The sequence below is a fragment of the Rhodococcus sp. NPDC006774 genome (assembly GCF_040636045.1).
Classification (GTDB): Bacteria; Actinomycetota; Actinomycetes; order Mycobacteriales; family Mycobacteriaceae; genus Rhodococcoides.
Genome location: NZ_JBEYIW010000004.1, coordinates 351,348 through 366,337 on the forward strand (window position 1 = coordinate 351,348; position 14,990 = coordinate 366,337).

Here is a 14,990-nt window from a genome sequence, read left to right on the forward strand (position 1 = left end):
CTACGGTGTACGTCGTGCGATGCGAGCCTCCGCCGCAATTTCTTCCACGTCCAAGCCATTCAACACTGCCCGCAGAGCTTCGTCTTCCAACTCCCCCGAGTCGCGGGCCGCGATGAGCGCCGCCCGCTGCGCGACCAGCACGTTGTGCCGCAGCGAATCGAACAACGCCCCTGCCGCCGCGATCCGCTTCTCGCGATCCTCGGTCTCGTCGGCATCCAACCGAGCGCGCACCGAACGTCGGACGCGCTCGATCACCTCGTCGACGCGCTCGGCGTCCACTCCGGCAATTCCGTCCTTCGCCGCGCGCTGGAGGTAGTCCTCTGCCGCCGTGCGGGCAATGGCCTGCGAGAGCAGCCGCTGATTGTCGTTGCGCTGCTGCTCGAGTGGATCTGCGACGTCGAGTCGGCGGATCAACAGCGGAAGCGTCAGACCCTGCAGCAGCAACGTACCGACGGCAACGACGAAGGCCACGGCCTGAATCACTGCACGCCCGGGGAATTCGTCACCGAGCACCGTGGTCAGCGGCACACCGGCCGCTGCAGCGAGCGTCACCACCCCACGCATGCCCGCCCACGAGAGCACCAGGTTCTGCTGCCACGTGAGACCGGCGTCACCCGGCGACGATCGCCGGAACAGCTTGCGGAGCACTGTGTTTCGACCGGAATTGACGAAGATCCACGCCGGCCGGACGGCCATCACCACCACGAGCACCAGCAACGCATAGGCGAACACGTGGTGCACCGGCAGCCCTTCACGCTGGACTTCCTCGATGACGAACTTCAGCTGTAAACCCATGTAGGCGAACACGAATGCTTCGAGCAGAAGATCCAGCGTCGGCCACACCTGGCGTTCCTGCACCCGAGTGGAGACCGACACGTCGGCGGTGACGCGGCCCAACACGAAACCGGCGGTGACGACGGCCAGCACACCGGAGGCATGCAACTCCTCGGCCGCCAGATACGCCGTGAACGGCAGCACCAGACCGAGCACGGTCTCCAGCGCCGAGTCCGCGATGCGATTGCGGACGAACCGCACGATGCGAGCCAGGACCAGCCCCACGAGTACGCCGCCCGCGATCTCGTACAGGAAGAACAGCACCGGTGAACCCAGTTCGATCCGACTGCCTGTCACCGACGCCACGGCCAGGGTGAACAGGGTCAACGCGGCCGCGTCGTTCACCAGAGACTCGCCGGTGAGGATGGCCATCATCCGAGCAGGCAGGCCGAGCTTGCGGCCGACGGAGACCGCGGACACCGCGTCGGGCGGGGCAACGACGGCACCGAGCACCAGCGCCGCGCCCAGGGTCAGTTCCGGGATCAACAGATTCGCGAACCAGCCGACCACGAACGTCGTCACGATCACCATGACCAAACCGAGCCGGAGAATCTGGCCGAGGTTGCGCCGAAAGGTGACGAACGAGAAATCCAACGCGGCGGAGTACAGCAGCGGCGGAAGCACCACGCCGAGGATCAGCTGGGGCGAGAGACTGACGTGCGGTACTCCGGGAACGAACGAGGCAATGGATCCGACGGTGACCAGGACGAGCGGGACCTGCAGATCGATGCGCCTGGCGAAACCGGCGACCGCGATCGCGAAGATGACTACGAGAAGAAGAATCGGTCCGTCCACCCCGACGATTGTGCCGTCAGCCGCACCCTGGGGTACGACCGACGGCCACGATCACCGATGCGGGAGACCGAAAGATCCTACTTGTCCGGAATTGCCTTCTTGACTGCGTCCTGAACCTTGTCGACCTTGTCTGCGTACTTGCCGCCGGTCTTGTTGTCGATGAAGTCCCCCGCCTTCTCCACGACGTCGTCGATCTTGTCCGAGTTCTCGGCCGCAAGGTCCTTGCCCTTGTCGACCATGCCCTTCAAATTGTCTGCGAAGCCCATGAAACTCTCCTGCCGGTCGGGTGCAACGGAACACCCGAAAGCCTACGTTTTGTTCTGCCGATTGCGTAGCGCAGTGCCGATCCTGTTCGACACCTCGACGAGCGCGATACCGACGCCGCCGATGATCAACGCACTGGTGGTGGCTCCGACGTTCGACGGATCGAGCTTGAAGAAGGTGCGGCAGAACGGGATCGCGAACAACAGCAGGTAGCCACCGACCGATCCACCGAGAAGAAGGATCTTCCACCAGCTGTAGGGCCGCGCGACGACGGCCAACACCCACAGCGCGATCATGATCAAGGTGATCAGCGCGGTGGTACTGGCCTGCGTCACCTGAGTCTCGGTGGCGTTCGGGCCTGCATAGACCAGCAGGTAGGACACGAACGTGCACGAGCCGACGATCAAACCGGACGGAACCGCCAGTCGCATCACCCGCGAGACGAATCCACTGCGGGCTCGCTCGTTGTTGGGTGCGAGCGAGAGAACGAAGGCGGGGATTCCGATGGTGAACCACGCCGCGATCGTCACGTGCCGGGGCAGGAACGGATACGGAATCGGCTCGAAGTGGAAGATCTGCGACAGCACGCCCGAGAGCCCGATGAGGAACGCCAGCAGTACCGAGTACACCGTCTTGGTGAGGAACAGATTGGAGACGCGTTCGATGTTGCCGATGACCCGTCGCCCCTCCCCCACGACGTAGGGAAGCGTGGCGAACTTGTTGTCCAACAACACGATCTGCGCGACGGCTCGCGTGGCTGCGCTCCCCGAACCCATCGACACACCGATATCGGCGTCCTTGAGCGCGAGCACGTCGTTGACGCCGTCGCCGGTCATCGCGACCGTGTGGCCGCGAGATTGCAACGCGCCCACCATCGCCCGCTTCTGATCGGGCCGAACGCGGCCGAACGTGGTGGAGGTCGCCAGAGTGTCGGCCAGCTTCTCGGAGTCCTCGGGCAGCTCACGCGCATCGATCGGGGCGTCGCCGCCGGGCAGGCCGAGTGATCCCGCGACTGCGCCGACCGAGACGGCATTGTCGCCGGAGATGACCTTGACCTGCACGTGCTGGCTTGCGAAGTACTCCAGCGTGTCTCGGGCATCCTCGCGTACTTTCTGCTCGAGGACCACCAGCGCTCGCGGGGTGACGACACCGGGCGCATCCGGATCGTCGACGGAGATGTCACTGCTGGCAAGCAGCAATACCCGCAGCCCTTTCGAACCTGTGGATTCGGCGCGACGTGCGATGTCGGAGGAGGCGTCGAGCAACACGTCCGGGGCACCGAGGAGCCAGTTTCCGTGCTCGCCGTACGACAGTCCGCTCCACTTCTTGGCCGAGGAGAACGGGGCCACGGCCGTCTGCACCCACCCCGGCGCGTCCGGATACGCCTCGCCGACGGCCTGCACACTCGCGTTCGGCCGCGGATCGTCGTGGGCCAGGGACGCGAGAGCCGCTGTGACGGAATCGGAATCATGCTCGTCGATCAGCACCAACTCGGACAGCCGCATACCGTTCTCGGTGAGGGTGCCGGTCTTGTCGGCGCACACCACGTCGACGCGGGCGAGGCCCTCGATCGCAGGCAGCTCCTGCACCAGGCACTGCCGTTGACCGAGCCTGATGACGCCCACCGCGAACGCGATGGAGGTCATCAACACCAAACCCTCGGGGACCATCGGCACCAGGGCCGCGACCATGCCGTTGAGAGCCGGCTTCAAAGCCTGACCGCTGGAGAACAATTGGTTGTAGATGATCAGTGCGCCGGCCGGAATCATCAGGTACGTGACGAATTTGAGGATCTTGTCGATACCGCTACGCAGTTCGGACTTGACCAGCGTGAACTTGCTGGCCTCCTCGGCAAGCTTGGCGGCATAGGCGTCGCGCCCGACCTTCGTCGCGCGATACGCACCGCTGCCCGAGACGACAAAACTGCCCGAAAGTACCTGCGCTGCCAGAAGTTTGTGCACCGTGTCGGCCTCACCGGTGAGCAACGACTCGTCGATCTCGAGGCTCGCGGTCTCGATCACTTCACCGTCGACGACGATCTGATCGCCTGGGCCCAGTTCGACGATGTCACCGAGCACGACCTCGTCGGGCGGGATCTGCTTCGAGGTGCCCTCGCGTCGCACCTGGGGCTTGTTCTGCCCGACGATGGCGAGTCGATCCAGCGTGCGCTTCGCGCGGATCTCCTGCACGATGCCGATGCCGCTGTTCGCGACGATCAGCAGCCCGAACATGCCGTCGATCACCGAGCCTGTGGAGAGCACGATGATCAACAACACACCGAGAATGGCGTTGATTCGGGTGAACACGTTGCCGCGGACGATGTCGCGAACCGACCGAGAAGCGCGGGCCGGAACGTCGTTCGACTTTCCCTCGGCCCTGAGCCTGGCGACATCCGCCTCGGTCAGCCCGGTATCCCGCTGAGCATCGGCCTCGATAGACATGCGTGCAGCTTAAACCCGGTCCGGTCAGCCCAGCCGAGCCCACCAACGATCGTCGTGCAGCGTTCGCGTGCCGTCTATTCGCTGCCCCGGCATCGGCACCGCCACCTGAACTCCGACGTCCTGGGCGGCGGCATGCAGTCGCACTATCGGCTCGGACCAGGGGTGGAAGGCGAGATTGAACGTGGCCCAATGAATCGGGACGAAGATGCCCGACGCCGTCAGATCGATGTGCGCCGTGACCGCTTCCTCGGGATTCATGTGGATGTCCGGCCAGCGGACGTCGTAGGCCCCGACGGGCAGCAGCGTCAGGTCGAAGGGGCCGTAGTTGCTGCCGATCTCGGCGAACTTCGGTGTGTAGCCGGTGTCGCCGCCGAAGAAGACGCGTCGAACCGGACCGGCGAACGCCCAGGATGCCCACTGCGTCGAGTCCCGGGTCAGGCCGCGGCCGGAGAAGTGCCGAGCCTCGGTGCAGGTGACGGTGAGGCCGCCGAGGTTCGTCTGCTCGTCCCAGTCCAGCTCGATGATGCGATCGTCGGGCACCCGCCACTTGCGCAGGTGCGCACCGATGCCGAGCGGTACGACGAACGGGGCCGACTGTGTGCTCGCCAGCTTCTGCACCGTCGCCTTGTCCAGGTGGTCGTAATGGTCGTGGGAGATGACGATGGCGTCGACCTTCGGCAGATCGGTCAGCTCGACCGGCGTCGGATGCAGGCGCGCGGGCCCCACCACCGACGACGGCGAGACGCGATTGCTCCACACCGGATCGGCGAGGACGCGATAGCCGTCGACCTCGATGAGCACACTCGAGTGGCCGTACCAGGTGACGGCCAGCTCGCCCGCGTCCACCGGCGCGATCGGCGGTGCCAACGGAATCGGACGCTGCGGCCTGCCCTTGCCGCGTTCGGTGACCAGCGAGACGAACATGTTCTGCTGTCCCTTCTCGCCCCGCCCCGGTACATAGCTGGAACTGGGGTCGGAGTTGTGGAACCGGCGATCGCGGTAGCGCGGAGACGCGGCGGCGTAGGGGGTGATGTGCACGCGTCTGGCACCGATGGCCGACGGCAGACCCCACAGCGCACGCGCCAACCATGCCCCGCTCAGTGCTGCCGTGGCTCCCAGAACGAACTTCGTCTTCGTCACGGCCACCACAGTAGGCGGCGCCGACGTCTTCGCAGCTCACCCGTAGCCTTGCCGTAGAATATTCGCGTCGGTTTTGCTGCTAGAAGGGGAGACATTGAGTACCGAACAGCTCGAATTCCAGGCGGAGACGCGTCAGCTCCTGGATCTGATGGTGCACTCCATCTACTCCAACAAGGACAGCTTTCTCCGTGAACTGATCTCCAACTCCTCGGACGCGCTGGACAAGCTGCGCCTGGAGTCGTACCGCAACAAGGACCTGGACGTCGACGTCTCGGATCTGCACATCGAGATCGACATCGACGCTGCGGCCCGCACGCTGACCATCCGCGACAACGGCATCGGCATGTCGCGCGCCGAGGTCATCGACCTGATCGGCACGCTGGCCAAGTCCGGCACCGCGGAGGTTCGCAAGAAACTCAAGGAGGCCAAGGACGCAGCGGCTTCCGAGGAGCTGATCGGCCAGTTCGGCATCGGCTTCTACTCCACGTTCATGGTGGCCGAGAAGGTCACGCTGCTCACCCGTAAGGCCGGCGAGAGCACGGCCACCAAGTGGGAGTCCACCGGCGAGGGCACCTACGAGATCACCGACGTCGAGGACGCCCCGCAGGGCTCCTCGGTGACGCTGGCTCTCAAGCCCGCCGACGAGGAGGATCACCTCCACGACTACGCGTCCGAGCGCAAGATCAAGGAACTGGTCAAGAAGTACTCCGACTTCATCGCCTGGCCCATTCGCATCGACGTCGAGAAGCGCGTCAAGAGCCCAGCTGATGAGAATGGCGATGTCGGCGAGGACACGGTCACGATCGAGACGGAAACGATCAACTCGCAGAAGGCGCTCTGGACCCGCTCCAAGGACGAGGTGTCCGAGGAGGAGTACAAGGAGTTCTACAAGCACGTCAGCCACGCCTGGGACGAGCCGCTCGAGGTCATCCCGTTCAAGGCCGAGGGCACCTTCGAATACCAAGCGCTGCTGTTCATTCCGTCGCAGGCACCGTTCGACCTGTTCATGCGCGAGAGCAAGGCCGGCGTGCACCTGTACGTCAAGCGCGTGTTCATCATGGACGACTCGCAGGAACTGCTGCCCGAGTACCTGCGCTTCGTCAAGGGTGTCGTCGACGCAGCGGACCTCTCGCTCAACGTCTCTCGCGAAATCCTGCAGCAGGACCGGCAGATCCGCGCGATCCGTCGACGCCTGACCAAGAAGGTGCTCTCGACGGTCAAGGAACTGCAGAGCGAGCAGCCCGACAAGTACAAGACGCTGTGGTCGCAGTTCGGCACGGTCCTCAAGGAGGGCCTGATCTCCGACAGCGACAACCGCGAAACACTGCTGGGCATCGCGTCGTTCGCGTCCACCGACTCCGAGGAGGGCGTGACCACACTCGCCGAGTACGTGGACCGGATGAAGGACGGCCAGCAGCAGATCTACTACATGACGGGCGAATCCCGTCAGCAGATCGAGAGCTCGCCGCACATGGAGGCCTTCAAGGCTCGCGGGCTCGAGGTGCTGCTGCTCACCGATTCGGTCGACGAGGTGTGGGTCGGCAACGTCACCGAATTCGACGGAAAGTCGTTCCAGTCCATCGCCAAGGGCGAGGTGGACCTCGACACCGAAGAGGAGAAGAAGGAGTCCGAGGCCAAGCGCGAGGAGCAGGACAAGGAGTTCGCCGACCTGCTCACGTGGCTGACCGAGACCCTCGGTGAGGACGTCAAGGAGGTGCGCCTGTCGACGCGCCTGACGACATCACCGGCCTGCGTCGTCGGCGACGAGTTCAGCTTCTCCCCGCAGCTCGAGAAGATGTACAAGGCATCGGGACAGTTCGTGCCGACCTCCAAGCGCATCCTCGAACTCAACCCCACCCACGATCTGGTGACGGGATTGAAGAAGGCCCGCGAGGATCGCAGCGACGATCCGCACCTCGCCGAGACTGCCGAATTGCTCTACGCGACGGCCTTGTTGGCCGAAGGCACCGAGCTCAAGGACCCGGCGAAGTTCTCCCGATTGCTGGCGGATCGGTTGACGCGCACCATCTGAGCGGCTTCGCCGCATGTGAGTGGAACCTCGTAGCCTGCTACGAGGTTCCACTCACGACCCGAGCTGCACGAGAAGATGGAGGCCCCTCCCCGCCATGACCGACGCACCACTGCTGATCGAGCGAACCGGGGACATCGTCGCCTGGACGTTGAACAACCCCCAGGCCCGTAATCCCATCTCCGAGATGGAGACCATCGACGCTCTCGAGGCCGCGATCGCCGACGCGAACGGGGATCCATCGATCAGGGTTGCCATCCTGACCGGTGCCGGTTCGGCATTCTCGTCGGGCGGGAACGTCAAGCACATGCGGGACAAGCAGGGAATGTTCGGTGGTAGCCCGGCCGAGTTGCGGCAGGGCTACCGCCACGGCATTCAACGAATCCCGAAGGCGTTGTATCACTGCGAGATTCCCACGATCGCCGCGGTCAATGGCCCAGCGATCGGAGCCGGCTGCGATCTGGCATTGATGTGCGATCTTCGAATCGCCTCGACCACTGCGACATTCTCCGAGAGTTTCGCCAAGGTGGGCATCATTCCCGGAGACGGTGGGGCCTGGCTGCTCCCCCGGGCCATCGGCATGGCACGGGCGAGCGAGATGGCGTTCACCGGCGAGGCCATCGACGCCGCTACGGCATTGGAATGGGGCTTGGTCTCTCGGGTCGTCGAGCCCGAAAACCTGCTCGACGCTGCCCACACACTGGCTCGGCGTGTGGCGGCCAACCCACCGCAGGTACTGCGTATGACGAAGAAGTTGTTGCGCGAGGGCCAGCAGCAGAGTCTGGAATCCTTGCTCGAACTCTCCGCTGCCTATCAGGCCATCGCACACCACACCGAGGATCATTCCGAGGCTGTCAACGCGATGCTCGAGCGTCGCGATCCCGAGTTCCGAGGACGCTGACTCGCCAGGTGAGTGGAAACTCGCGCCCCACTACGAGTTTCCACTCACCTGCGACGAAGTCGCCTACTGCTCGGGCAGGATGTGCTCCCCCGTCTTGTCGGTACTCAGCGACAGTGAACTGATGTACTGCTTCTCCCCGTTCGGCCCGGGCACGTTGGACGCGATCATGTCGGGTCGCTCGAATTCCATTCCGCTGACGTGGCACATGACGAGCGCGTCGGACGGGTTTCCGTGCTCGTCGAACATCGGCAGATCGATGCCGTCGTCGGTGCGTCGCAGGTAGTACCTGCCCTTGGTCGCCACCGCCAGGATGGGCGGAAGAACAAGTGCGAGAACGAGAGCCACGATCGGCGAGTACGGCTTGATCGTCGATCCGAATGCCCCGAAGAACACCAGAATCGACAGGATCGCCGACGCCGCCATGGATCCGAAGCCCACCGGATTGATGTTGTAGAGCATGCCGCGTCGGAACTCGGGAACCTTGGGCGAGAGCTTGAGGATGTACTTGTTGAAGACGATGTCCGACGCCACCACGGCGATCCACGCGATACCGCAGTTGGCGTAGAAACCGAGGATGCTGTTGAGGAAGCTGAACATGTTGGCTTCCATCAGGATGAGCGCGATCGCGAGGTTGAACAGCACGAAGACCATGCGGCCCGGGTACGTCTTGGTGAGGCGGGTGTAGGAGTTGGTCCACGCCAGCGATCCGGAATAGGCGTTGGTGACGTTGATCTTGATCTGGCTGATGACGACCAGGATCACCGCGAGGGTCATGGCGAGCCAGCCCGGCATGAAGTTCTCGTAGATCTCCAGGAACTGGTGCACCGGCTCGTTGGCGATGGTGGATCCGTCGACGACGTTGGCGATGAGATACACGGCGAGGAACAGGCCGACAACCTGCTTGAGCGCGCCGAAGATGACCCAGCCCGGCCCGGCGAGAAGCACTGCCGTCCACCAGCGTCGGGAGTTCTCGGGTGTCTTGGGTGGCATGAACCGCAGGTAGTCGATCTGCTCGGCGATCTGCGCGATGAGCGACAGACACACGCCGGCCGCGAGCATCACCGACCCGATGTTGACGCCCTTGCCGTCGGCACCGTCCTGGCCGCCGTAGGCGAAGAACTCCCCGACCGAATCGGGATTGCTGATCACCAGATAGACGAACGGCAGCACCATCAGCACCAGCCACAGCGGCGTGGTCCAGACCTGCAGCTTGGCAAGGGCTTTCATGCCGTAGATGACCAGCGGGATCACCATGATCGTGGACACCGCGTACCCGATGGGCAACGGGATGCCCAGTCCGAGTTCGAGTCCCTGCGCCATGATCGAACCCTCGAGCGCGAAGAAGATGAACGTGAACGTCGCGAAGATGACGTTGGTGACCACCGACCCGTAGTAGCCGAATCCGCTACCGCGCGTGATCAGGTCGAGATCGATGTTGTAGCGGGCGGCGTAGTAGGCGAGCGGGAGTCCCGTCAGGAAGATCACCACGGCGAACACCAGGATGCCCCAGAGTGCGTTGCCGGTTCCGTAGGAGATTCCGATGTTGGCACCGATCGCGAAATCCGCGAGGTACGCGATGCCGCCGAGCGCGGACGTCGCGACGACACCGGTTCCCCACTTGCGGTAGCTACGCGGCGCGAAGCGCAGCGTGTAGTCCTCTAGCGTCTCTTTGAGCGCTGTGTCTGTCGGCGCTGGTTGTACGGCGGTCATGGGTCAACAACGTAGAACCGCCACGTTGCCGGGGTGTCTTGGAAAGATGTAGCTACTGTTACTCACTCCGACGATCAGGACATTACGGACCGAATGCCCCGCTTCTGCGGCTACATCACGCGGCTGCGCGCGCCGCCAGCAGCGAGAAGTTCGACAGTTCCGCACGAAGCATGTTCATCGCCCGGTGCTGGGCGACTCTGACGGCTCCTGCCGTCATTCCGAGCGCTTCGCCTGTTTGCGGTGCCGTCAGACCCCACACGACTCGCATCAGGATGATCTTGCGGTACTTCGTCGGCAGGGTGTCCATCAAGGCCTGGGTGTGGCTGCGCAGTTCGTCGCCGAGCGCGAGCTGCTCCGGCCCGGCATCGGTGGATTGCTCCTCGGGCATCTCGTCTATCGAGAACGTCTGTCGCAGAACCGATTTGCGACCGGCATCGGCCAGCTTGTGCGCGGCGATCCCGTACACGAACGCCATGAAGGGCTTGCCCATGTCGCGGTACTTGGGGATGGCGGTGACCAGTGCGAGGCAGACCTCCTGCACCACATCGTCCGCCGCGACGTCGAGATTTCCGATCCGGGAGGCGCAGTATCGACGAACCGGTGGCTGGATCAGCACCAGCACCTGTTCGAGAGCGAGTCGATCTCCCGCAACGGCTCGGGGCACAACATCCTCGAGCCTGTCCATGCCGAAGCTCATGGTCGATCTCCTCACTGGCAACGCGCGTCCTCTCCTGAACGCTCACCAGTACTTCGGTGCCGATTCCCAACCGGCTTGGTCCGAGCAGCTACCACACCGACCGAATTGTGTGATTCAGGTAACACGGCGTGTCGACGGAGCGAAGTACCCGACAACACCGTCGTCGCAGCACGTGACACTCACACCCGCGGAGCGCCCATGATCACCAGCGAGCAGACCCATCAGGTCGGTCGCCGCAGCACCGTCGCTGCCGGCGACGGCACCGCGCTGGCGGTTCGCGAGTTCGGGCATCCGAATGCGCCGCTGACCGCGGTGTTCGTGCACGGACACTGCCTGCGCATGCAGTCGTGGACCGAACTGCGTCGACAGGTGGAGCACACCTGGGGAGACGATGTGCGGATCGTGATGTACGACCACCGCGGACACGGGGAGTCGAGCGCGGCCGCCCCGGAGAGTTGCACCATCGACCGACTCGGCGAGGACCTGGCCGACGTCATCCGCGCGGTGGTCCCGTCCGGACCGTTCGTCGTCGTCGGCCATTCGATGGGGGGAATGACGGCGCTGTCCTACGCCCGTCAGAACCCGGAGGCCATCGGCACGCGCCTGATCGGAGTCGGTTTGATCGCGACGTCGGCGGGTGGGATAACCGACGACGGACTCGGTAGTTGTCTCGCGCATCCCGCGGTGTCGGCATTCCAGGCCGCTGTGCGACGAGCCCCTCGCCTGATGTCGGGTGCCAAGAGACTCAGTCGTGGCGTGTGTGCACCCATCGTCAGGACAGCGGGATGCGGATCCCGAAAAGTCGATCCGAGGGTGGTGACGCTGGCGACGGCGATGCTGGGCGAGACGTCCATCGTGACGATGGCCGGCTTCCTCGGGGCGTTCCGAGGACTCGACGAGGTGGCCGGCCTGGCCGCTCTCGCCTCGATTCCCACCCTCGTGCTTTGCGGATCCGACGACGTGATGACACCGATGCGACACTCGGAAACCCTTGCCGCACATCTGCCCGACGCCCACCTGGTGCGCGTTGCGCAGGCCGGGCACATGGTGATTCTGGAACGAGCCCACGAGGTGGCCGAGGCCATCGTAGAACTCGTGACGGCCGCTCGACGTGCTCACGTGGGAGATCTTGCGCTGGCTCGCTAGCCACGAGAACCTGCCGACGACTGTGGCCCGCAACGGAAATCCGATGCGGGCCACAGCACTGAAAGAGAATTACTTCTTGACGGCGGGGGGAGCATTGAGGAGCTGAATGAACTGCCCTGCGTTGCCGGCAATGGCACCGAGACCGCCGATGGCGGTACCGGCGAGCGAAGCACCCGAGCCGAGAAGCAGTGCGCCGCCGACGCATCCGGCAACCGGTGCGGCGCCGAAGAGCAGCAGCGCAGGCGCGGAGACGGTGCCGGCAGCGATGGCTCCGAGGAAGCAGCCGGTGACCAGACCGGTTGCGGCTCCGAGGAATCCACCGATCGATGCGGAGAGGCTGATGTTGTCCTTGACGCCGGAGACTGCGGCGGGCAGGTCGACCTGCTGCAGACCCGGGAGTGAGGCGGAGACCGGCGTTGCCGCGGCAGGCGAGACATCGGCGGTCAGGGTGGCGTGGTTACCGTCGATCACGGCGGCGACGGGGTGCGAGAATCCGTCGGCGGCAATGGCCAGCGGAACCGAGTCGACCAGTGCGCCAGTGGCGTCACGAACCACGAGGTGGTTGTCTTCGTTGCTCAGGGTGCCGGCCGTCGTGTCGACGAGGACCTGGTTGCCGGCCTGGGTGACGTTCCACCCGACGGCAGCGGCGGGAGCCGGTGCCGGATCCGCATAGGCGGTGCCCATGGCGGTCGTCATCGCTGCAATGACCAATGCGGACGTTGCCGCGAATCGAGTCAGCTTCATGTTCCTCAGTCTTTCGTCGTGTCCATCACTCGATGCCGAGCAGCGAAAAACTATGGGTGGAACACGCGAGTGAGGCGAACCCGAGATGAACGAACGGGGTCGATCCGAACAACGATCGATCATATCGACTCGAAAGGGACAGAACGACTTTCAGCGACCGATCGGTTTCCAAAGGGCGCGTACGGGTTGCCCCTACTTACCGAAAAGACCAGGCTTGTTGCTGCCTCCGTGGCCCACTCCGAAGTCGTAGGCGGACTCGGCGTGCTCGTGCTCGTCGAGGCCGTCGGCTTCGTGCTGCGCGTCGGCGCGCACTCCCATGACCGCCTTGATCGCGAATGCGATGCCGGTGGTGACGACGGCGCAGTAGGCGAACACCGCCACCACCGCGATCGCCTGCACCCACAGCTGATGAAGCCCGCCGCCGTACAACAGACCGTCGACGCCTGCCGGCATCTCGGCGCTGGCCACGAGTCCGATCATCAGTGTGCCGACGATGCCACCGACGAGGTGCACACCGACGACGTCGAGCGAATCGTCGTACCCGAAGCGGTATTTGAGGCCGATGGCCAGAGCACACAGCGCACCCGACGCGATGCCGATCGCCGCGGCACCGATAGGGGTGACCGCCGCGCACGACGGTGTGATGGCCACCAGTCCGGCCACGACGCCCGAGGCCGCGCCGAACGACGTCGCATGGCCGTCCCGCCACTTCTCGACAACGAGCCACGCCGCCATGGACATCGCTCCGGCACCCATAGTGTTCACCAACGCCACCGCGGCGACACCGTCCGCGGCCAACGACGATCCCGCGTTGAAACCGAACCAGCCGAACCACAGCAATCCGGCTCCGAGCATGACGGCCGGAAGGTTGTGTGGGCGCATGGGATCTCGCGGCCAGCCCCGACGTTTGCCGACGACCAGAGCCAACACCAGCCCGGCGACGCCTGCGTTGATCTCCACCGCGGTGCCACCGGCGAAGTCGACGGCACCGAGCCGGTTGGTGATCCACCCACCGAACTCACTGGTGAGGCCGTCGAGCGAGAACACCCAGTGCGCCACCGGGAAATACACGAGATTGGACCACAGCGCCGCGAACAGCACCCAGGGTACGAACCGCATGCGGTCTGCGACGGCCCCGGAGATCAATGCCACCGTCACCATCGCGAAGCCCGCCTGGAACGCCGCGAACACCAGCGCCGGAACGGTTCCCACCAACGGAATCGACACCGTCCCTGCGGCCGAGGTGTACACCCCACCCAGCAATCCCTCGAACCCGGCGTACTGCAACGGGTTCCCGATCCACCCACCGATCACGTTGTCGCCGAACACCATCGAGAAACCGAACGCCAACCACAGCAACCACACCACTGCGATCGCCGACAAGCTCATCATCATCATGTTGAGCACACTCTTCGAGCGCACCATGCCGCCGTAGAAGAACGCGAGGCCGGGAGTCATGAGCAACACCAGCGCGGTGCTGGCCATCAGCCAGGCGGTGTCGCCCGCATCGGGCGCTCCGGTGATCACTTGCCCACGAACTTCGGCTTGCGCTTCTCTGCTCGTGCGCGGCGCGCTTCTTTCATGTCCTCACTGCTCCACGCGGCCTCGAACGCTGCGGCCTGCTCCGGCGTCGGATGATCGTGAATCCTGTCGTCGTTGAACACGAGCTTGAGGTGCTTCAGCGCCAACGGAGCGAGCTCGCAGATCGATTTCGCCCACTGCGTCGCGACATCGCGATCACCGAGCTTGTTGGCCAGCCCGCACGTGTACGCCTGATCTGCGTGCACCCGCTCCCCGCCCAGCAGGATGGTGCGCGCCACTCCCCCGCCCGCGAGCGCAGCCAATCGCCGGATGGTCCAGTTGCTCACCGCGATACCGAGGCGCGTCGACGGAATCTCGAAGAAGCTGCCCGGCGCAACGACCCGCAGATCGCAGGCGATCGCCAACTGCGTGCCGGCCCCTACGGCCGGGCCGTTGACCGCCGCGACCACAGGAATCGAGGCCGCCTCCACCGCGGTCAGCATGTCCTCGAGGATCTGTCCGAAATGCTCGGGGAACGCGTCGCCGGTCAAATCCGCGCCCGCGCAGAAGCTGGTGCCCTGGCCGGTGATGACCACGACCCGCGCGCCGTCACGCTCGGCCTGTTCGACTCCGCGATGCACCGCGAGGCACAACTCGGAGTTCAACGCGTTCCGTCGATCCGGCCGCTGCAGTTCGATGGTGACGACGTCGCCGTCACGAGAGAGTCCGATCACGAGAGCAGAGGTTACCCACCAGTACAGGAATTGA

The 14,990-nt window shown here is 64.5% G+C and carries 12 protein-coding genes; 3 read left to right on the forward strand and 9 right to left on the reverse strand.

The window, feature by feature from the left end:
* The 4 genes from ABZ677_RS08995 to ABZ677_RS09010 all read right to left on the reverse strand — a co-directional run bounded on the left by ABZ677_RS08995 (position 1) and on the right by ABZ677_RS09010 (position 5,474).
* Positions 1 to 1,629, reverse strand: a complete 1,629-nt coding sequence (locus ABZ677_RS08995) for a Na+/H+ antiporter (protein WP_358368484.1) — start codon at positions 1,627 to 1,629, stop codon at positions 1 to 3.
* Between the two features lie 77 nt (positions 1,630 to 1,706).
* Positions 1,707 to 1,895, reverse strand: a complete 189-nt coding sequence (locus tag ABZ677_RS09000) for an antitoxin (protein ID WP_037191803.1) — start codon at positions 1,893 to 1,895, stop codon at positions 1,707 to 1,709.
* 42 nt (positions 1,896 to 1,937) lie between these two features.
* Positions 1,938 to 4,334 (reverse strand): HAD-IC family P-type ATPase, encoded by a 2,397-nt coding sequence (locus tag ABZ677_RS09005; protein ID WP_358368487.1) that lies wholly within the window; start codon positions 4,332 to 4,334, stop codon positions 1,938 to 1,940.
* Positions 4,335 to 4,358: 24 nt separating this feature from the next.
* Positions 4,359 to 5,474 carry an MBL fold metallo-hydrolase gene (locus tag ABZ677_RS09010; RefSeq protein WP_082323719.1) on the reverse strand — a complete coding sequence of 372 codons (1,116 nt, stop codon included), beginning with the start codon at positions 5,472 to 5,474 and terminating at the stop codon, positions 4,359 to 4,361.
* 94 nt (positions 5,475 to 5,568) lie between these two features.
* On the opposite strand from ABZ677_RS09010, the gene htpG reads away from it, so the two are divergent.
* Both htpG and ABZ677_RS09020 read left to right on the forward strand, forming a co-directional pair.
* Positions 5,569 to 7,506 (forward strand): molecular chaperone HtpG, encoded by a 1,938-nt coding sequence (gene htpG / locus ABZ677_RS09015; protein ID WP_037191799.1) that lies wholly within the window; start codon positions 5,569 to 5,571, stop codon positions 7,504 to 7,506.
* A gap of 94 nt (positions 7,507 to 7,600) precedes the next feature.
* Positions 7,601 to 8,404, forward strand: a complete 804-nt coding sequence (locus tag ABZ677_RS09020; RefSeq protein ID WP_094633210.1) for a crotonase/enoyl-CoA hydratase family protein — start codon at positions 7,601 to 7,603, stop codon at positions 8,402 to 8,404.
* Positions 8,405 to 8,467: 63 nt separating this feature from the next.
* On the opposite strand, the gene ABZ677_RS09025 is transcribed toward ABZ677_RS09020, so the two are convergent.
* Both ABZ677_RS09025 and shbA read right to left on the reverse strand, forming a co-directional pair.
* Positions 8,468 to 10,114 (reverse strand): membrane protein, encoded by a 1,647-nt coding sequence (locus tag ABZ677_RS09025; protein WP_037191797.1) that lies wholly within the window; start codon positions 10,112 to 10,114, stop codon positions 8,468 to 8,470.
* Between the two features lie 115 nt (positions 10,115 to 10,229).
* A complete protein-coding gene (gene shbA, locus ABZ677_RS09030; protein ID WP_037191795.1) occupies positions 10,230 to 10,811 on the reverse strand; it encodes an RNA polymerase sigma factor ShbA in 582 nt (193 codons plus the stop codon).
* 198 nt (positions 10,812 to 11,009) lie between these two features.
* Between shbA and ABZ677_RS09035 the strand changes: the two genes are divergently transcribed.
* Complete coding sequence (locus tag ABZ677_RS09035) at positions 11,010 to 11,957, forward strand: alpha/beta hydrolase (RefSeq protein WP_037191793.1); 948 nt, start codon at positions 11,010 to 11,012, stop codon at positions 11,955 to 11,957.
* Positions 11,958 to 12,026: 69 nt separating this feature from the next.
* On the opposite strand, the gene ABZ677_RS09040 is transcribed toward ABZ677_RS09035, so the two are convergent.
* The 3 genes from ABZ677_RS09040 to ABZ677_RS09050 all read right to left on the reverse strand — a co-directional run bounded on the left by ABZ677_RS09040 (position 12,027) and on the right by ABZ677_RS09050 (position 14,956).
* Entirely contained in the window at positions 12,027 to 12,701 is a 675-nt protein-coding gene (locus ABZ677_RS09040; RefSeq protein WP_037191791.1) for a hypothetical protein, read from the reverse strand.
* A gap of 192 nt (positions 12,702 to 12,893) precedes the next feature.
* Positions 12,894 to 14,228: an ammonium transporter gene (locus tag ABZ677_RS09045; protein ID WP_358368494.1), complete on the reverse strand. Its 1,335-nt coding sequence runs from the start codon at positions 14,226 to 14,228 to the stop codon at positions 12,894 to 12,896.
* Positions 14,225 to 14,956: an enoyl-CoA hydratase gene (locus tag ABZ677_RS09050; RefSeq protein WP_037191787.1), complete on the reverse strand. Its 732-nt coding sequence runs from the start codon at positions 14,954 to 14,956 to the stop codon at positions 14,225 to 14,227. The genes ABZ677_RS09045 and ABZ677_RS09050 overlap by 4 nt, the downstream gene beginning before the upstream one ends.
* Positions 14,957 to 14,990 lie beyond the last annotated feature (34 nt).

What these genes read in the sequence shown, in the direction of transcription:
- ABZ677_RS09000 (WP_037191803.1), bottom strand. Translation starts at nt 1,895, where the DNA reads ATGGGCTTCGCAGACAATTTGAAGGGCATGGTCGACAAGGGCAAGGAC.
- ABZ677_RS09005 (WP_358368487.1), bottom strand. Translation starts at nt 4,334, where the DNA reads ATGTCTATCGAGGCCGATGCTCAGCGGGATACCGGGCTGACCGAGGCG.
- ABZ677_RS09020 (WP_094633210.1), top strand. Translation starts at nt 7,601, where the DNA reads ATGACCGACGCACCACTGCTGATCGAGCGAACCGGGGACATCGTCGCC.
- ABZ677_RS09025 (WP_037191797.1), bottom strand. Translation starts at nt 10,114, where the DNA reads ATGACCGCCGTACAACCAGCGCCGACAGACACAGCGCTCAAAGAGACG.
- shbA (WP_037191795.1), bottom strand. Translation starts at nt 10,811, where the DNA reads ATGAGCTTCGGCATGGACAGGCTCGAGGATGTTGTGCCCCGAGCCGTT.
- ABZ677_RS09035 (WP_037191793.1), top strand. Translation starts at nt 11,010, where the DNA reads ATGATCACCAGCGAGCAGACCCATCAGGTCGGTCGCCGCAGCACCGTC.
- ABZ677_RS09040 (WP_037191791.1), bottom strand. Translation starts at nt 12,701, where the DNA reads ATGAAGCTGACTCGATTCGCGGCAACGTCCGCATTGGTCATTGCAGCG.